General features: G+C 70.4%; 15 protein-coding genes. 6 read left to right on the plus strand and 9 right to left on the minus strand.

Annotated elements, in window-relative coordinates; translation table 11 throughout:
- Window positions 1-843, minus strand: coding sequence for an urease accessory protein UreD (locus tag NR792_RS25135; RefSeq protein WP_375755216.1), 843 nt, complete (start codon window positions 841-843; stop codon window positions 1-3).
- 211 nt (window positions 844-1,054) lie between these two features.
- Between NR792_RS25135 and NR792_RS25140 the strand changes: the two genes are divergently transcribed.
- Both NR792_RS25140 and NR792_RS25145 read left to right on the plus strand, forming a co-directional pair.
- The gene (locus NR792_RS25140; RefSeq protein ID WP_375755217.1) at window positions 1,055-2,404 is read left to right on the plus strand and encodes a hypothetical protein; all 1,350 of its coding nucleotides are present in this window, start codon (window positions 1,055-1,057) and stop codon (window positions 2,402-2,404) included.
- Between the two features lie 224 nt (window positions 2,405-2,628).
- On the plus strand, window positions 2,629-4,008 hold the full coding sequence (locus NR792_RS25145) for a hypothetical protein (RefSeq protein ID WP_375755218.1): 1,380 nt from the start codon (window positions 2,629-2,631) through the stop codon (window positions 4,006-4,008).
- A 98-nt stretch (window positions 4,009-4,106) separates the two neighbouring features.
- Here NR792_RS25145 and NR792_RS25150 read toward each other — a convergent pair whose 3' ends face one another.
- Window positions 4,107-4,310, minus strand: a complete 204-nt coding sequence (locus NR792_RS25150; RefSeq protein WP_375755219.1) for a YtxH domain-containing protein — start codon at window positions 4,308-4,310, stop codon at window positions 4,107-4,109.
- A gap of 224 nt (window positions 4,311-4,534) precedes the next feature.
- Here NR792_RS25150 and NR792_RS25155 point away from each other — a divergent pair, with 224 nt between their 5' ends.
- The 3 genes from NR792_RS25155 to NR792_RS25165 all read left to right on the plus strand — a co-directional run bounded on the left by NR792_RS25155 (window position 4,535) and on the right by NR792_RS25165 (window position 7,773).
- Complete coding sequence (locus NR792_RS25155) at window positions 4,535-6,094, plus strand: alpha/beta hydrolase-fold protein (protein WP_375755220.1); 1,560 nt, start codon at window positions 4,535-4,537, stop codon at window positions 6,092-6,094.
- Window positions 6,091-6,414, plus strand: a complete 324-nt coding sequence (locus NR792_RS25160) for a hypothetical protein (protein WP_375755221.1) — start codon at window positions 6,091-6,093, stop codon at window positions 6,412-6,414. Before NR792_RS25155 ends, NR792_RS25160 begins: the two co-directional genes overlap by 4 nt.
- Before the next feature lie 99 nt (window positions 6,415-6,513).
- Window positions 6,514-7,773 carry a hypothetical protein gene (locus NR792_RS25165; protein ID WP_375755222.1) on the plus strand — a complete coding sequence of 420 codons (1,260 nt, stop codon included), beginning with the start codon at window positions 6,514-6,516 and terminating at the stop codon, window positions 7,771-7,773.
- On the opposite strand, the gene NR792_RS25170 is transcribed toward NR792_RS25165, so the two are convergent.
- On the minus strand, window positions 7,716-8,906 hold the full coding sequence (locus tag NR792_RS25170) for an alpha/beta fold hydrolase (RefSeq protein WP_375755223.1): 1,191 nt from the start codon (window positions 8,904-8,906) through the stop codon (window positions 7,716-7,718). The two genes, NR792_RS25165 and NR792_RS25170, sit on opposite strands and share 58 nt — an antisense overlap.
- A gap of 425 nt (window positions 8,907-9,331) precedes the next feature.
- Here NR792_RS25170 and NR792_RS25175 point away from each other — a divergent pair, with 425 nt between their 5' ends.
- Window positions 9,332-10,411, plus strand: coding sequence for a GntR family transcriptional regulator (locus tag NR792_RS25175; RefSeq protein WP_375755224.1), 1,080 nt, complete (start codon window positions 9,332-9,334; stop codon window positions 10,409-10,411).
- A 20-nt stretch (window positions 10,412-10,431) separates the two neighbouring features.
- On the opposite strand, the gene NR792_RS25180 is transcribed toward NR792_RS25175, so the two are convergent.
- The 6 genes from NR792_RS25180 to NR792_RS25205 form a co-directional block, all read right to left on the minus strand.
- Complete coding sequence (locus NR792_RS25180; RefSeq protein ID WP_375755225.1) at window positions 10,432-11,562, minus strand: spore photoproduct lyase family protein; 1,131 nt, start codon at window positions 11,560-11,562, stop codon at window positions 10,432-10,434.
- 86 nt (window positions 11,563-11,648) lie between these two features.
- Complete coding sequence (locus NR792_RS25185; protein ID WP_375755226.1) at window positions 11,649-13,415, minus strand: alpha-12C2-mannosidase; 1,767 nt, start codon at window positions 13,413-13,415, stop codon at window positions 11,649-11,651.
- 115 nt (window positions 13,416-13,530) lie between these two features.
- Window positions 13,531-14,649 carry an aldo/keto reductase gene (locus NR792_RS25190; protein WP_375755227.1) on the minus strand — a complete coding sequence of 373 codons (1,119 nt, stop codon included), beginning with the start codon at window positions 14,647-14,649 and terminating at the stop codon, window positions 13,531-13,533.
- Window positions 14,650-14,747: 98 nt separating this feature from the next.
- A complete protein-coding gene (locus tag NR792_RS25195) occupies window positions 14,748-15,332 on the minus strand; it encodes a TetR/AcrR family transcriptional regulator (protein ID WP_375755228.1) in 585 nt (194 codons plus the stop codon).
- Between the two features lie 63 nt (window positions 15,333-15,395).
- Window positions 15,396-17,192 carry an amidase gene (locus NR792_RS25200; RefSeq protein ID WP_375755229.1) on the minus strand — a complete coding sequence of 599 codons (1,797 nt, stop codon included), beginning with the start codon at window positions 17,190-17,192 and terminating at the stop codon, window positions 15,396-15,398.
- Window positions 17,193-17,241: 49 nt separating this feature from the next.
- Window positions 17,242-17,961 carry a sterol desaturase family protein gene (locus NR792_RS25205; protein ID WP_375755230.1) on the minus strand — a complete coding sequence of 240 codons (720 nt, stop codon included), beginning with the start codon at window positions 17,959-17,961 and terminating at the stop codon, window positions 17,242-17,244.
- Between the last annotated feature and the right edge of the window lie 78 nt (window positions 17,962-18,039).

The following is an 18,039-nucleotide window of genomic DNA, read 5'->3' on the forward strand; positions in this document are numbered from 1 at the left end:
TCACACCCGCCGGGCCCACGGGTCGTCACCCAAAAGACCCGGCAGGAACGACAGCCAGTCGCGCGTGGTGGACAGCAGCGTCTCCAACGACACGGCCGCCACGCGCAGCAGCAGGCCGTCCTCGCCCAGGGGGCTGGCGGAGATGACCTCCCGGGCGCGGGGCTTCACCGGCAGGGCCGCCACGCGCTCGGCCAGTGCCTGGCGCGCGGAGGCCAGCGCGGGCCCCACCAGCAGCACGGATGCCAGCGCGTCGAAGCGGCCCAGCCGCTCCGGCAGCGCGCCGTGCGCGGGGTCCAGCACCCACTTCTCGTCCACCAGCGCGCGCCCTTCCCGCGCGACGCACAGGCGCGAGGCGTAGTGCAGGAAGGCCCAGCGCTCGCCCCGCGCGCTGCGTCCCGCCGTCACCACGTCCGCGAGCACCAGCGACGCGCCGGGCGAAAGCGTCACGTCCAACGTCTGTGAATAGCGGGCGCCGGCGAAGCAGACGGTGGGGTCCGGCACCCACGCCAATAGCGCGTCCCGCCCCACGCGCGCACAGAGGTCGCTGCGGCAGCCGCGGGGCGAGCGATAGACGCGGTTGGCCCCCTGCGTGGCCAGCAGCGCGGAGGCGCCGTCCGCCACGTCCACCTCCAGCCGCAGGTGGTCCCCATCCACCAGCCCGCCGCCGAAGGAGCTGGTATAGGCCCACGCCGCGTGGCCGTGGTTGCGCGGCGTGAGCAGCCGCAAGGGGCTGTGCGCCAGCGCGGTGCGCACCACGGTGCGGGGACCGGAGCGCTCGAACGCGAGCCGCGCGACGCCCGCGCGGGCTGCCTCCAAGCCCGGGCCGGGAAGGGCGGGAGTCACCCGCCCCTTCTAGCACGGCGCTGGCGCACCGGGACCGCTCCGGGCCGCGGCCGGCGCCGGCCCGGGTAGCGTTTCGCGCTACAAAAAGCCGTCAGGCGCCCCACCCCGCACAGGCGTCAATGACTGGCACGCAACCTGCTCTTGGGGCGGCCCGCCAATTCTGACATCGCGTGTCAGCAATGGCGGAACCTTCTTCCCTAGGGACTGCACCATGCACCGTCGTTCCCCCCTCGCCCCCTCCTGGCTTCGCGCCCTGACCCTCTCCTCGTTCGCCATGGGCGGCCTGCTGGTGGCCGCGCCCGCCCACGCCGCTGAATCAGATGAGGCCCCCGCCACCATCGTCGACGTGTCCATGCAGGACGGCGAGCTGACCGCGCGCATCCGCTGGGCCGCGGAGTCCAAGTCCCTGCCCGAGGAGGTGGAGGTCCTGTCCTATGACGGCACGGACAAGCCCACCGCGGGCGAGCGGGTGACGCCGAAGGCCGGCGAGGAGCTGGAGGTGAAGCTGTCCGGCGCGGTGCAGGAGCCGTGGGAGACGGGCTGGGCCCAGCGGCTCGTCGTGCGTGAGGCCGAGGGCCGGGAGCTGGCCAGCCAGCCCTATGACGTCAGCCTGGCCTGCGAGGACGAGAAGACCTGTCAGCTGACGGCCGCCCCGGGCATCTCCGCCAGCCGCGAGGTCCTGCACGTGAGCAACGCCCTGCAGAAGACCCTCGACACCCTGGAGAAGGAGCTGGGGGAGAAGGAGTTCGACCTGGTGCACGAGGTGGCCCGGCGCGAGCCCGCGCTGTTCGGTGAGGTGCTGAGCTACGCCCAGGGCCTGACCCGGTACGGCCCCGCCGAGGGCTGCCGGTGCTCCTGGGAGACGTCCCATGCGCGCAGCAACACCTCGGGGACGAGCCTGGGCGCGGCGCACGACCTGTACGCGCGCCCCCTGCGCATGACCCAGGCCTCGAACGCGCGCCTGTCCACGCAGGGCAGCAGCCGGGTCACCCTGACCCTGCGCTGCACGTCGCTGATCTCGATCCTCAACCAGCACATCGGCATCCGGCAGCCCGGCGGGCTGGTGAAGCCCGTGCTCATGCCCCAGCCCGTCTACAGCACCTGCGCCGGAACGTGCAGCGGCCGGTTCAGCCACTTCGGCCGCATCACCGGCCTCGCGACCGCGCAGAGCACCACGCCCTTCCCCCCGCCCACCATCCTCAACGCCACGGCCAGGGAGCAGAGCCGGTACCACCTGGGCAACAGCCTGAGCCCGCTCCTGAACGAGACCCGCTACGCACCCGCTGACAGCGGCTTCGACGTGTCGACCACCGCGGACAACATGGGCAGCGGCTCCGGCTACGTCCAGACGTCCGGCGAGGCCTTCTACGCCTACAACGGCAACGCCGCCACCTGGCAGCCGCGCGGCCGCGCGCAGGGCGGCTACGCCATCGCCGTCCAGGGCATCGCGGTGTGCCCGGGCGGAGGCCTGAACCCCCTGGGCCGCGCCTGGGACACCGCCACCACCCTGGGCAACCAGACCAGCCTGACCCAGAGCATCAACGCCTTCTTCGGCCTGTAGCCCTCCGCGCTACACCCGGCGGGGTTCGCGTAACGCGAAGGGATACATCCCCCGCTCAAGCAAAGACTTCGTGAATATAGCGGAAAACCACGCTTTCCGTCCGAAGTCCGCAGCAAAGACAGACATGGCGCAATCCCTGGCACGGGACCTGCTCTGAAGGCAGACCGCCCTCCGGCCTGCCCGGGTCGGAGGGCGGACCCCGTTCTCCGCGAAGGGATTGCCCCATGCCCCATCACTCCTCGCGAGGCCCGTCAGGCCTCGTTCCCTCCTGGCTGCGTTCGCTGACCCTCTCCTCCTTCGCGCTGGGAGGCCTGCTGGCCGCGCCGGCCCAGGCCGCGGGGAAGGAGGAGCCTCCCGCGGTCGCCACCCTCCTCGAGGTGACCCTGGAGGACGGCGAGCTGACCGCGCGCATCCAGTGGACGGACCAGGAGGAGGACCTGCCCGAGTCCACGAAGCTCGTCTCCTATGACGGCAAGAACAGCCCCAACGCGGGCGTGGAGGTGACGCCGAAGGCGGGCGAAATCTCCCTCGTGAAGGTCTTTGGCGCGCTGGACAAGCCCTGGGAGACGGGCTGGGCGCAGCGGCTGGTGCTGGAGGACGCGAAGGGCCAGGTGCTGGCCACCCAGCCCTATGACGTGGGCCTGGACTGCGAGGACGACAAGGAGTGCGGCCTCACCGTGTCCCCGGGCATCCAGGCGGACGGCGACGCCGCGCACGTGAGCGGTGAGCTGGACGACGTCCTCACGAAGCTCGAGGAGCAGTTCGGCAAGGGCGAGTACGACCTGGTGGAGGAGGTCAGCAAGCAGGCCCCGCACCTGCGCGACGAGGTCACGGTCTACGCGCACCGGCTGTTCCCGGTGCGCCCCCTCTTCGGCCCCTGCACGTGCAGCTGGCAGCCGTCGAGGACGCGCAGCCCCTCCGTCACCCAGCCCATCTCCTTCGCGTACCCGGGCCGCTCCCTCTACGGCTGGAACGGGGTGGGCGCGAAGCACACGCTGAGCGCCACCGCCCTCAACACGGTGTTCCCGGCGACCCTCAACCAGACCGTCTCCGGCTCCAGCCGGCTGACGCTGCGGCTGAGCTGCTCGCGCTGGGTCTACATCTCCTGGTGGGACCTCGTCATCCACCGGCCGGGCGGGCCGGTCATCGTCCCCTTCCCCCGCCCCTTCACCCTGCCGTGCGCCTCGCCGTGCCAGGCCCGCTTCGACCACATGGCGCGTGTCACCGGCCGGACGACCATCAGCGGCGTGGCCACCGCGCGGGAGCAGGGCACCTGGAGCGTCAACGGCGGGAGCTCCATCGTCAACCAGCTCATCACCCAGAACAACCAGTTCGACGCGGATGGGGTGTACACCACGTACTCGAACACCAGCGGCTACAACACGGTCAGCACGACCGGCCGCGTGACGGTGTCCGCGTTCTCCAGCATGGCGAGCGCCATCACCACCAACGGCTACGCCCAGGCCATCCACGGCGGGCTGTCCTGCCCCAGCATCCCCGCCCTGCCCGGCCTGACCATCACGGACCTCGGCACGACGCAGGGCACGACGCACCTGAACAGCCTGAACTCGAGCCTCCAGGACTTCGCGGCGAACTTCCCGTAGCCCGTGGCTGAAGCGCTGTGAATGACAACACCCCGGAGGCCGGCACCGTGAAGGGTCCGGCGTCCGGGGTGCTTGCGGCGTGTCTCCGCGCGCGCGGACTAATTGTCGGTCGCGTCCTCGACCTTGTCGCCGGCCTTCTCCACGGCGTCGCCCGTGGCGTCGGCGGCGTCCTCGGCCTTGTCCTTCGCCTTGTCGCCCGTCTCCTCCATGTCGTCCTTGGCGGCCTCGCGGGTGTTGCGGTGACAGCCCGTGCCCACGGACAGGGCGCCCAGAGCCAAGGCCAGCAGCGTCAGCTTCTTCATGCGGTACGACTCCTTCGCTTGAGGGGGCTGGCGGCATGTGTCCCGCCCTCCCCGGTGCGCGGCGCAAGGTAGGCACTGTCCACCAGCTGCCAAGTGCCTGCCCCCGGGATTGCCCACACCGGACGTCCGGGTCATCCGGGCCTTCCTGAAGGTGTCGGGACGCGCTGCTAGGGTGCGCCTTCACGAGGGGGCCTGTCTTCGCGCCCCCGGAGGCCCATCCACCCATGGCGTTGTCGTCCTTCCGGCCCTCGCGGCCCACCACCCTGTTGCTTGTCCTGGCGCTGACGGCCCTCTGGGGCTGCAAGTCCGATGGCCCGAAGCCCGTCGAGCAGCACTTCTCCGACGTGCAGTTCGACCTCACCGTGCCGCCGGAGACGCCGGCCAACGCGGAGCTCTTCCTCACCGGCCCCAGCGCCACGTTCGGCGGCACGGACGGGCGGGGCCTGGAGCTCGTCTATCAGGGCGGCCGCGTGTTCAGCCTGAAGGCCCGGCTGCCCAAGGACACCGCCTTCACCTACGCGGTGCGGATGACCGCGCCCACGGCCCAGGTGGCGCTGGACGCGCAGGGAGCGCCGGAGGCCGAGCGCACCGTCACCGTCCATGAGAACGAGGAGAATGTCGCCCTCACGGTGGAGCGCTTCGGCGCGGAGGGGGGGGAGACAGGCGCGAAGACCGTGTTCATCGTCCAGGTACCGGACATCACGCCGCCCGATGCCAAGGTGTGGCTGTCCGGAAACCAGCCGGAACTGGGGACCTGGAATGGCGCGGAGGTGGAGCTCTACAAGGCCGTGGACAGCGCCTACGCCGGCGCCGTCACCTTCGCCACGGGCACGGGGCTGGAGTTCAAGGTGACGCGCGGCTCGTGGGACACGGTGGAGAAGAGCGACACGGGCGCGGAGGTGGCCAACCACACCTTCACCACCAGCGGCGGCTTCGAGCGCGTGCCCGTGGTGGTGAAGGGCTGGGCGGACCTCTCCACCCCTCCGCCGCCCCCGCCGCTCACCGGCGACGTGCGCTACCTGCGCAACGTCGTGCCCTCGGACTCCACGCTCAAGCCGCGCGACGTCATCATCTGGCTGCCGCCCGGCTACGAGGCGGACGCCGCGCGCCGCTACCCGGTGCTCTACATGCACGACGGCCAGAACCTGATGGACGTGAGCACCGCGTTCGCCGGGGAGTGGAACGTGGATGAGACGGCGCAGGCGCTGGTGGAGTCCGGCCAGGTGGAGCCGCTCATCATCGTGGGCGTCTACAACACCAGCGACCGCATCGCGGAGTACACGCCCGTGCCCTTCCCGCCGGAGTACCCGAACGCGGGCCGCGCGGACGTGTACGGCAAGTTCCTCATCCAGGAACTGAAGCCGCGCATCGACGCGGAGTTCCGCACGAAGCCGGAGGCGGAGTTCACCGGGCTTGCGGGCTCGTCGCTGGGCGGGCTGGTGTCCCTGTCGCTGGGGCTCAAGCACCCGGACGTCTTCAGCCGCCTGGGCGTGGTGTCGCCGTCGGTGTGGTGGGCGGACCGGGAAATCCTCTCGGAGGTGAACGCGCTCACCACGAAGCCCGCGCTGCGCATCTGGGAGGACATCGGCACCAACGAGGGCTCCGGCAGCCAGGCGGAGACGGTGGCGGATGCCCAGGCGCTGCGCGACGCGCTGGTGGCCAAGGGCTGGGTGCTGGACACCGACCTCAAGTACACGGTGGTGGAGGGAGGCCAGCACAACGAGGCGTCGTGGAGCGCTCGCTTCGGAGACATCCTGCGCTTCCTGTATCCCGTCAAGCAGTGACGAAGCCGCCGCCCACCACCACCCCGGATGGACGCTACCTGGTGGTGGAGGGGCGGCTGTGGCGCCGCTCCAACCCGGCGCTCGGGCCCCGGCAGCGGGATCTGCTGGTGGCCGCGCTGATGCGGGCCCGCGCTGACGTGGGCCGGGCGAAGCGCGCGCACGACGTGGCCGCGGAACGCCGCGCCCGTCAGCGCGTGCACCGCGCCAAGGTGGGCCTGGGGGAACGGGGCCCGCCGTGGTGGACGGACGGGACGCCGGACCTCAACCGGCGCCTCGTGCGCAACACGCCCTACGCCGCCTGGTTCCAGGGCCTGCCTTGAGGCCCCGTGAACCGGTGGTGACTTGAACGCCTACCTCCGGGTGTGAAACACGCCTCCCTGTCTCAACCCTGTATTCCCCCCAAGACAAGGAAGTGCTTCATGCGTCACGCCTGGAATCGGCTGTGGTGGCTGGTGCCGTCGTTGCTCGTGGCGGCGTGTGGTCCGTCGCAGGAGCCGGTGGCATCTCCGGAGGTGCCCGCGGAGGTCGGTGCGAGCACGCAGCCGGTGCTGTACCCACCGCCCGCGCCCGCGAGCGGCAACATCGTGGACAGCACGGCGTACCTGGGCCCGGTGGGGCTGAACGGCGCGGTGCAGACGCGGTTCACGACGAACCCGCAGTATCTGTCCTTCAGCTTCACCGTGTCCGCGGGCGCGCAGGTGAGCCTGGAGGTGACGCACCTGGGCAGCAGCATGTACCTGGACACGGGCCTGTTCATCTACGGCCCGAGGAACGCCCATGGCAGCTATGGCACCACGGTGCTCGCGCAGGACGACGACGCGGGCTACGGCCAGCTGTCCAAGGTGGCCGGCCTGACGCTGGCGCAGGGCGGCGAATATCTGGCGGTGGTGAGCACCGGCACGGGCGCGGGCAAGCAGTTCCGCCTGGCGCTGGGCTGTCTCAACAGCGCCTGCGCGCAGGATGACTTGTTCACCGCGTGCGACCTGGACGTGGCCACGCGCATCGAGGTGTGTGACGAGAGCGTGGTGGAGACGCAGCAGGTGACGCCCGCGCAGGCGCTGCCCCAGTGCACGGACGCACAGGACGCGCACAACGCCTGGCTGTCGCAGTGCGCGGTGTCCTCCGGCCAGAAGCCCTGGTGCGCCAACGGCGAGGCGGCCTTCACGTCGCGCATGTGGCCGGTGTGCAAGGACTTCTACCAGAAGTACTACGGCGCGGGCCCGCTGCCCCTCACGGAGCTGGAGGACAACGACGCCATCAACGAGGCCCGGGCCACGGGCCACACGTGGTGCAAGACGGGTGAGAACTACTGCGACGAGTTCCTCTGGACGTTCAACGTGCCCTCCGTGGCGGGCACGCAGGCCACGCAGCTGGACTGGGTGGTGGAGGGCGCCTTCGCCACGCTGCCGGAGCTGTCGTCGAACCAGCGCGTGCAGTTCACGCGATATCCGAACCTGACGTACGCGGACTTCGCGGGCCGCATCGGGTGGGCCTTCCCGGACCTGGCGCAGGTGCTGCCCCAGCAGCTGGGCAACGGCACGGAGGTGCCGCAGGTGGCGCACTTCTATGACGACCCGCTGGTGGCCGCGGGCGCGCACGACTTCCACAACCTCTACATCGTCTACTTCCCCGTGTCGCACCGCACGGCGGTGTTCTGGCTCATCCAGCACGAGTACTGAGCCTGAGCCGGGCCGCGCGCCGCCAGCGGCAGCACGTCCTGAACGAGGTGGAGGAGCACGCGTCCGGGCTCCTCCACCATCATCATGTGGGCGGAGTGCTCGAACCAGACGAGCTGCCTGGCTGGCGCGCGCACCCGCTGGAGCCAGTCCGCCGCGACCTGCGAGGGCGCCGTCGTGTCGTGCCGCCCCGCGAAGAGGATGACCGGGCAGCCGAAGTCCGTGACCCGAAGGAAGTCGAACCGTGCAAGGTCTGGCAGCAGGCGCGGCAACGACAGCTGGGAACCCAGGTCCATCGCCGCCACGTCCCGGGCGGTGTAGTCGGGGGAGAGTTCGGCCAGATTGAGGTAGTGGAGGATGCCGTCGCGGCCATGCACCAGGCCGCCAAACGCGTTGGACCACTTGCGCTCGATGCCTATCTTCTGGAGGGGCAGCGACCCGTCCGCCTCCGGATAGGGCGCGAGCGCCTTCAGCTCCTGGAGGGCTTCCGTGTGGTGGGCCGCCTCCGCCGCGGCGAGCGTGAGGGCATAGCTGACGCGCTCGTTCTCCTGACCGCTGATGACCTGCCCCATCCCCACGTAGGCGAACAGCAGCTCGGGATGGCGGTGGGCCAGCTCCAGCCCGACGAGGCTCCCCCAGGAGTGCCCCAGGACGAAAACCTTCTCCTTGCCATAGCGGCTTCGCAGGTATTGGACGACCTCGACAGCGTCCTTGGTGATGCGGTCGAGCGACAACGTGGGGGCGATGCGGGCGGGGTCGTTCGCGGTGTACGTCTTGCCGCTGCCGCGCTGGTCCCACTGCACGACGGTGAAGAAGTCCTCCCAGCCGCCCTGGAAGGCCCAGCTCGTCGGGAGCTCCGGTGAGGCCGGTCCCCCGTGGATCATCAGCAGGAGGGGGTTGTTCCGGTCACGCCCCCGGACGGAGATCCACTGCTCCGTCCCGCCCACCGGAATCTTGAGCAGCTCCTCCACCCCATTCCGCGTCACGATCTTCCGCGCGTCCGCGATGATGGCCCGCGCGTCCACGGCCGGCGCGGGCGGAGTGGCAGCACACGCCACCCCCAACGCGAGGCCACAGACCGCGAGGCACCGCGTGAGCACGGTGAGGCAGCGGCGCGATGGCGAAGTGGGCGGCATTTCGGGCGCTCCTCCATGAGACGCAGCGGACAGCTGGGAACGCATCGGCTTGATGGAAAGCCTCCTGGTCGTCGCGGGCGCACCGCGTCAGTCGGTCATCTCCGTAGTCCGCCAGAAGCTCGTTCACAAATACTGAGAACCGAAGTGCTTCATGAGGACACGTGCCGCGCGGAGCGCAGCGGTGGACCGCGGCGTTGTGCCCGAGCCGGACACCAAGGTGAGTGCCCACGGGCAGAGGCGCCCGCCGGGAGCGCTTTGCGCAAACCTGTCCGACTGTCGGACAGGTTTTTGCCGCAGGGGCCCCGGGGGCGCGCTGTCGCGGCAGGTGACGAGGACGGTGGGCCTTCGCGTCCATGTCAGACCCATCTGGTTGGATGGGCGTGGCTTGGGCGAGAAGGGTGGCGGCAATGGTGAGGAGAGGACTCGTGGCGTACGTGGAGGCGCAACTCGAGCGCGCGATTGCGCTGGGGATGCTGCCAAGGGGGCAGTTCGGCTCGGAAGAGAAGCTGGCGCGTGAGTTCGACTGCTGCCGGGGCACCGTGCGCGAGGCGCTGCGGCGGCTGGCGGCGCGGGGGCTGGTGGTGCAGCGCTCCGGACGCAAGACGCGAGCCGTGGCGCTGGATGAGTCGCTGACGCTGGAGAATCTGGGCCTGGCGCTGCATCACCGGCACTCCGAGGAAGGCCGACGGCTGCTGGAGGGCTTCTTCAGCCTCAAGCGGCAGGTGCTGGTGGAGCTGCTGGCGGACTGCTGCGCGAAGGCCTCCGAGGCGCAGGTGAGCCAGTTGGAGGCCACCTGCTACGCCCTCTGGGACGCGGCGCACTGGCATCCTGGGGAGCGCTGCGCGCAGCTGGAGTTCGAGTTGCTGCGGCTGGCGGCCCATGCGGCGGCCCGTCCCGGGCACCTGCTCCTCATTCAGTCGCTGCAACGGGCCCTGAGGGGCAACGCGGCCCGGATGCTGTCCTTCATGGGCGGAGAGTCGCTGCGCGAATGGGCCATGTGCGCGATGCATGCCCTGAGCGAGCGCGACGCGCGGGCGCTGACGCACCAACTGCCGGCGCTGCTGAAGGCATGCGATGAGGGTGTGCTGGACGCTTTCGCCCCCGTCCCCCAGGAGCATGCGTCCCCTGAGGCTTCTGGCGCGGAGGAGAGCCTCCCCGCAGCCCCCGCGTCAGACACCGAGGCCGCTGACGACACCCCGGCGCGCCAAGAAGCCTTCCGTCCCCATGCCGAGGCGCTCTCCTCGGAGTCCGACACAGGGGCGCCGTTGCTTCCAGCCGCCCAGGAGCTCGCCTCCCGCGAGCACAGTGGGGAGTGCACTGGAGGGGACATCCAACCCGAACCTCCACCCACCACCGGGCCGGCGGACTGCGTGCCTCTGGCTTCTCCATGGCCCGCTCTGGAGGACCCACTGCTTCGTGAGCAGCCACAGGCCATCGCGCCCTCTGTCGCCCAGGAAGCTCCGTCCTCCCACTCCCGAGGAGAATTGCCCGCGCCGGACTCGTGAAGGAACTCCCAGCGCCCCGGTCAGAAGGCGTACCGCACGCGGCAGTACGGCAGGTGCCTGGCGAGCAGGGCCTTGAATTCCGCCACGTGGCGGCCCTTGAAGCCGGTGCGGTAGCGCACGTTGACGCCGCCGCCCTGGGACACCTTCGTCTCCTGGATTTCAGGCCGCCACAGCAACTCCTCTGCCTTCGGGTGCCAGCCCAGGTTCACCTCGTGCAGGCCCGCGTTGTGCGTGAGGAAGATGATCTCGCACGCGAGCTGCTTCTTGGCTCGCTCGCTGATGCCGGCGTCCACCTGCTGGAACAGCTCCACGTAGCCGTCCTGCCAGCCCTCGTGGAGGATGACGGGGGAGAAGTTGAGGTGCACCTCGTAGCCGGCGGCCACGAAGTCGTCGATGGCGGCGATGCGCTCCGCGATGGGGCTGGTGCGCACGTCCAGCAGCTTCGCCGGTGCGTGCGGCATCAGGCTGAAGCGGATGCGCGTCCTGCCCTTGGGCTCGTAGGTGAGCAGCTCGCGGTTGACCAGCTTGGTGGCGAAGCTGGCCTTCGCGTTGGGCAGCGTGGTGAACAGCCGTACCAGGTCCCGCACGTTGTCACTGATGGCCGCGTCCGCCGAGCAGTCGCTGTTGCACCCGATGTCGTAGACCCACGCGTGGGGGTCCACCGTGTTGGGCTCCAGCTTGGGCCCTCGCTTGTGCGCGTGCCTGCGCACGGCCTCCTGGATGCGGTCGATGTTCACGAACACCGTGACGGGGTTCGCGTAGCCCTTGTTGCGCGGCACGTAGCAGTACGCGCACGCCATCACGCAGCCGTTCGCGGTGGAGGGCGCGATGAAGTCCGAGCTGCGGTCGTTGGCGATGAAGGACAGCGTCTTCTTCACGCCCAGCACCAGGGTGCTGCCCTTGATGCGGTTCCACGCCTCCACGTTGCCTTCGTTGCCGAAGAGGCCGGGGATGTGCTGATGCGAGGCCACCTCCACCCGCTCCGCGTCCGGGTAGCGCGCCAGGATCTCCCGCCCGCGCGCGTGCTCCATCACGGCGGGCTCCAGGTAGATGCGCGACACCTTCAACAGCCGGTCGAGCGGGCCGGGGCCCGCGGGGACGGCGGCAGGACGCGGGGCGGGTTCCGGGAGGAAGAGGTCCAGGTTCGTCACCTGGCGGATGTAACCGCGTTCCGTCCCGCATGCACCCGCGGTGGCCCACCGTGACGCCGGGCGGGCCACCGGGCAGGCGCCCGCTGTCAGCGCTCGGACGGAACGATGGGGCCCCGGGAGATGCGCTCGGGGGCGTCCAGCTCCCGCCACAGGGCTTCCGGCAGCGGGGCCGGGGCGTCCAGCGCGGCCGCCACGCTGGCGGTGGGCGCGTAGACGCGGTGGTTGTTCACGCGGAAGTCGCTGTCCTCCACCGTGGAGATGACCGCCGCGCGGCCCACGTCATTGATGGGCGGCGCGTCCGTCCGGAACGCGGCGCGGTCCACGAGCAGCAGCTCCGCGGAGCCGGGCGGCGTCACCCAGACGGTGTAGCGCTGCGCGAGCAGGTCCACGTTCATGCGGAAGTGGTACGTCTGGCCGCGCACGTACGGCACCCGGCGGATCCACGAGTAGCCCCCGCCGTTGCGCACCTGGAAGATGCCGTCCTCGCTCATGCGCACCGCCATGTTCAGCCGGTTGAAGGCTGTCACTTCCGTGGAGCTGTCCGTCCAGCCCACCACGCCGCCGCCCAGGTTGTCCCGGAGCGGCGTGAGGTCGAACTCCACGAAGCGCGTGCCCGTGTTGTTCGTGCCCAGCAGATGCTGGCCGCGCGGGATGGTCAGCTTCGAGTACCAGGGGTAGTTGGGGCGCGGGTTGAAGCGCAGCAGCGCCTCCAGGAGGTAGTAGTCGCCGTAGATGAGGCTGACGTTGATCTCCTGGCCCGCCGGGTAGTTGCCCACGCCGTGCAGCAGCAGGCCCGGGCTGTTGGTGCCCTGCGCGAAGTACGCGGGCGACACCAGCGAGTCGAGCATGGCCAGCGCGGCGTTGCGGTAGGTCGTACGCCGGGCCGCGTCCGTCTCCAGGGTGCTCAGCTCCAGCAGGGCGGACGCGACGATGGCGGCGGCGGAGGAGTCCTTGGACTGGCTGGGCGCGTTGAAGTCCCAGTTGGGCACGCGGTCCGCGGGCAGGTTCGCCAGGTACCAGTCCGTCACGCGGCGGGCCGCGGTGAGGAAGCGCGCGTCGCCGGTGTAGCGGTACACCATCGTGTAGCCGTAGATGAGCCACGCCTGCCCTCGCGCCCAGGTGGAGCTGGCGGAGTAGCCCTGGAAGGTGCCTCGCGAACGGATGGTGCCGTTGTTGTTGTAGTCCACGTAGTGGAACGAGCTGCCGTTGGCGCGCACCGCGTCCTGGAGCGTGCGGAGCGCGTGGTTCACCGCCATGGTGCGCCACACCGCGGGGCCGCCGTTCTGGGCGCCCCAGAGCAGCAGCTCGATGTTGACCATGGTGTCGGTGACGAGTGGGATGTTCCAGCTCGAGTTCCAATCACAACAGTCGATGATGCCCACCGTGCTGTTGTAGCGCGTGGCCAGCGACGCGGCGGAGGTGAGCAGCACGTCGCGGTAGTAGGGATTGCCGGTGAGCCGCCAGGCATTGCCGTAGCTCAGGAACATCTTGAAGCCCAGGTCGTGCGTCTCCGTGTTGGTCCGCTGGACCTCCAGGGGGCGCGTCCACAGGTCCGCGCGGTCGCGCCAGTAGGGCTCGCTGGCGACCTGGAACATGAACCACATGCTTCCGGGGAAGAAGCCCTGCGTCCACGCGATGCGGTCCGTGTTGGCCACCGTGGTCCACGTCCCATTGGACAGGGACGCCTTGGGAGACCGGTTCACGTTGGGCAACTCCAGGATGGTGTCCGCGAGCTGCGCGCGAGCGAACGTGAACACGCGCACCGCGTCCGCGTCCGTGAAGGCATTCGCCACCGGCGCCACCAGCAGCGCCAACACCCACCACAGCGTCACTCCCGGCCTGGACAATCGCATACACCCTCCTTGTCTGACAGGCGCGGAAGGTGCCGGTGTGCCACCCCGAGGACCAGCGGCCCCGGGGTCGCAAGCGGCCCGTTCCCCCCACCCTGGCGGAGGGACGGGATGTGCCCTACCCGACCCGAGGCACCGTCCCGGTGAACACGGGCTGCGCGTAGCCGGCGGGCTTGTCCCCCACGGCGGTGTTGCCGTGCAGGTGGAGCTGATAGGGATTGGAGAACATCCCGTGGGGGAACGGCACGGGCGGAGCGCTGGCCTCGTCCAGCTGGCGGCGCAGCCCGGCGGGAATCGTGAAGTCCAGCGCCGCGAGGTTGCCGTCCAGCTGCTTGGAGTTCGTGGCGCCGATGATGACCGAGCCCACCCCGGGCTGCGTGGCCACCCAGTTGAGCGCCACCTGGGACATGTCCCGGCCCAGCTCCCTGGACACCTGCTCCAGCGCGGTGACGATGCGCCAGTTGCGCTCCGTGAACATGCCCAGCTGCTCACCGCCCAGGGCGGAGGTGAGGCGGCCATCACCCCGGGGGGCGCCTTCGCTCGGCCGGTACTTGCCGGAGAGCAGGCCCATGCCCAGCGGACTCCAGGTGGTGATGCCCAGGCCCAGCGTCTGGGCCAGCGGCACGTACTCGTGCTCCAGGCTGCGCTCCACCAGCGAGTACTGGAGCTGGAGGTTGATGAGCGGCGTGAGCGCGTGCGCCTCCGCCCAGGTCTGCGCGCGCGCCGCGTACCAGGACGGCACGTCGGACAGGCCCGCGTAGCGGATCTTCCCCGCGCGCACGAGGTCGTCGAACGTGCGGACCACCTCCTCCGCCGGGGTGAGCCGGTCCCAGGTGTGCAGCAGGTACAGGTCGATGTAGTCCGTGCGCAGCCGCTTCAGCGACGCCTCCACCGCGCGCAGCATGTTCTTGCGGCTGTTGCCGCCCGCGTTCGGGTCCCCCGGCCGGGTGGCGTTGTACGTGTACTTGGTGGTGAGGACGACGCGGTCCCGGTCGCCGCGCTCCTCCAGGAACTTCCCGATGAGCGTCTCGCTGGTGCCGTGCGTGTAGAGGTCGGCGGTGTCCACGAAGTTGCCGCCCGCGTCCAGGTAGCGGTTGAACAACGTCCGGGACACGTCCTCCGTGGAGCCCCAGGGGCCGCCATGCGGCCCGTCCTTCCCGAACGTCATCGTCCCCAGCGACAGCGGACTGACGCGCAGCCCCGAACGGCCCAGCAGGTAGTAGCGATCCATCGACATGGTGTGGCTCCCTTCCAGCGGCTTATTTGGACTGAACAATCCAGATACAGACACGCGAAGACGGCGCGGGGTGGCCCCCGCTCCGGAACAGGGGCGCGTTATTGGGCCTTGAGGCCCGCGAGGGTGAAGTCCACGACGTCGCGCAGGGCCTCGGGCGGGGTGCCGGCCTTGGCGCTCAGGCGCAGGCCTCCGATGGCTGCCAGGAGGAAGCTGGCGGCGACGCGGGGGTCCAGCTTCGGGCTGAGCTCGCCCTTGCGCTGGGCCTCCTTCACGACGCGCTCCAGCGCGCCGTGGCCCACGGCGCCGCCGCTCTTGATGAGCGTGGCCACGTCCGCGTCCGTGTGCGCCAGCTCCGCGGTGGCGTTCACGGAGAGGCAGCCCCGGGCGCGGGCCCTCTGCGTGCCATTGGGGATGGAGAGGAGGTACTCGCGGATGGCGCCCAGGGGTGATGGGTGCGAGCGCAGGCACTCCATCAGGTTGGCGCTGTACTCCGCCTGGTAGGCGCGCAGGGCCTCCAGGTAGAGGCCGTGCTTGTCCCCGAAGGTGTCGTACATGCTCTGCCGGCCAATGCCCATGGCGCGCAGCAGGTCGTCCGTGGAGGTGGCCTCATAGCCCTGCTCCCAGAAGACCTGCATCGCCCGGCGCACCGCCTCGTCGCGGTCGAACTCCTTCGTGCGTGCCATGCCCCCGACGTAATGATTCTGGACTGACCTGTCAAAACAATCGGACCGGGGGCTTCCGGGTGGCTAGAAGCCGGGCGGGCGCTCCCCGGCGACGCCGGAGGCCCGCTCCAGGGCGATGCCCACGCGGCCCAGGGTGCCCTCGTCGAAGAGCTGGCCGATGAGCGTCACGCCGTGCGGGACGCGGCGCGGGGTGGCGAAGGTGGGCACGGGGCGCTTCGGGTCCGGGGCCCAGTCGCTGCGGGCCTTGGACACCTCCACGAAGCCGGTGCGCAGCGTGAGCGACGGGTGGCCCGTGTGGTTGGTGATGGTGAGGGCCTCGTCGCGCAGCGACGGCACGAGCAGCACGTCCACCTGCGACATGATGCGCGCCATCTCCAGGGCCACCTTGCGGCGCAGCCGGTCCGCCTGGACGTAGTCCACCGCGGACAGGAAGCGGGCCTGGCGGAAGAGGTTGGGCCACGCGTCGGGCGTCTGCATCTTCAGCGCGTCCACGCCGTGGGTGAGCGTGAGCTCCTCGAAGGCGGCGGCGGCCTCCGCGAAGAGGAGGACGTTGAGGGCGGAGTACGGCCAGTCGGGGAACTTCACCTCCACCGGCGTCAGGCCCAGCCCCTTGAGCGCCTCCAGCGCCTGGCGGTCCACGTCCGTGGCGGGGTTCTCCTTCATCCACGCGGGCACGTAGCCCACGCGCAGCCCCTTCACGGGCGCGTTCGCGTCGAAGTCCAGCTTCGCGGGCACGCTCGCCACGTCCCCCGCGTCCGGGCCGTTGAGCGCGGCGAGCACCAGCAGCGAGTCCTCCACCCCGCGCGTCATGGGCCCCAGCTTGTCCAGCGACCAGCACAGCGTCATGGCGCCCGTGCGCGGCACTCGGCCGTAGGTGGGGCGCAGGCCGGTGATGCCGCAGCGCATGGACGGCGACACGATGCTGCCGCCCGTCTCGCTGCCCAGGGAGAAGCCCACGAGCCCGGCCGCCGTCGCCGCGCCCGGCCCCGCGCTGCTGCCCGAGGAGCCCTCCTCCAGCAGCCACGGGTTCTTCGTCTCGCCGCCAAACCAGACGTCGTTGAGCGCGAGCGCGCCCAGGCTGAGCTTCGCCACCAGCACGGCGCCCGCGCGGTGCAGCCGGGCCACGGTGGTGGCGTCGGTGGTGGGGACGCGGTCGCGGAACGGCTCGGCGCCGTAGGTGGTGCGGATGCCCGCGGTGTCCACCAGGTCCTTCGCTCCCCAGGGGATGCCGTGCAGCGGCCCCTTGTAGCGGCCCGCCGCGATGTCCCGGTCCGCCTGGCGGGCCTGCCGGAGCGCCAGCTCCTCCGTCAGCGTGATGACGCACTGGAGCTTGGGGTCATGGCGCTTCAGCCGGGCAAGGTAGAGCTGCGTGAGCCGCTCCGACGTGATGGCGCGCGACTCCACCCAGCGCGCCAGCTGCGTGAGCGGCGCGAAGGCGAGGTCCTCCTCCTTCGAGGGCAGCGGCACCTTCGCGTCGCGGCTGCGCACGAAGCGGTCCTTCGCGGGGGCGGTGGGCTTGAGCCCCGGCAGCGAGGGGTTCCACTGCGAGGCGGGCGACAGCTCGGGCTCCAGCGCGAGCTTGCGCGGGCCCGTGCGACGCTCGTGCAGCGGGGCCAGGGACACGCGCCAGTTGCCCGCGGCCTGGGTGCGCTCGGCGGGCGTGAGCTGGACCTGCATCAGCTTTTCGGCCTCCGCGAAGGTGGTGGGGCTGACCTCCGGGCCCACCGTGGGGCCCGCGCCGAACGTGGGCGGCGCTCCTGCGGGCGGCGCGGACGTGCCCGCGTCCGGCGCCGCGGAGGCAGCGGTGCTCGCGAGTCCAATCACGGTGTGGGTCAGGAACTGCCGACGCGAGCTGGCCATGGCGCGAAACCTCACGGAGGAAGCGAAGGGGGCGCCAGTGTGCCACCGCCTACGAGCGGTGCACGTCGCGGAACGCGAGCATGGCGCCCAGCTGTTGCTCCCGCGCGTCGTCGAAGCCACACGTGGCGTCCCAGGTGGCGGGGTTCTCGTAGGTGCCGAACAGCATGTCCCAGACGGGCAGGTCTCCGTAGTTGTTCCGGTGCTTGCCGTACTCGTGGTGGATGCGGTGCATCTCCGGCCGCTGGAAGAACCAGCCCACCCAGCGCGGGGTGCGGATGTTGGTGTGGTAGAAGTATTCGCCCAGCGCGCAGCAGGCCGTGTAGATGGCGCCCGCCGCCGGGCTCAACCCCAGCACCGTGTAGACGAGCAGCCCGCCAATGAGGCTGTTGGCCGCCATCTCCAGCGGGTGCTTGTAGAAGCTGGTGATGACCTCCAGCCGCCGCGGGCTGTGGTGGATTTGATGGAACAGCCGCCAGAGCACGTCGCTCTCGTGGCGGGCGCGGTGCCACCAGTAGAAGACGAACGTGGCGATGAGGTAGGCCAGCACTCCGCCCGCCACCGGGCCCACGTGCCGGGACAGGTGGAAGAGCGAGTGCGCGGAGAACCACCGGTCCCAGGTGTACCCGCCCAGCACCACCACGCCCACCTGCGCCAGGTTGATGAGCACCACGCGCAGGTGCCAGCCGCGCACCCGGGGCAGCTTCCAGCCGAGTGACAGCCGTTCAACGAGGAAGCAGACACCCGCGATGAGGACGAGCCAGGGCAGCATGGGAACCCCTTTCGTGACTTCGGACCGTCCCTTCTACGGGTGATGTGGCCGCGGATGTCTTTCGTCCGGGCAGACACT

The organism is Corallococcus exercitus, from assembly GCF_042231735.1.
Lineage (GTDB): Bacteria > Myxococcota > Myxococcia > Myxococcales > Myxococcaceae > Corallococcus > Corallococcus exercitus_B.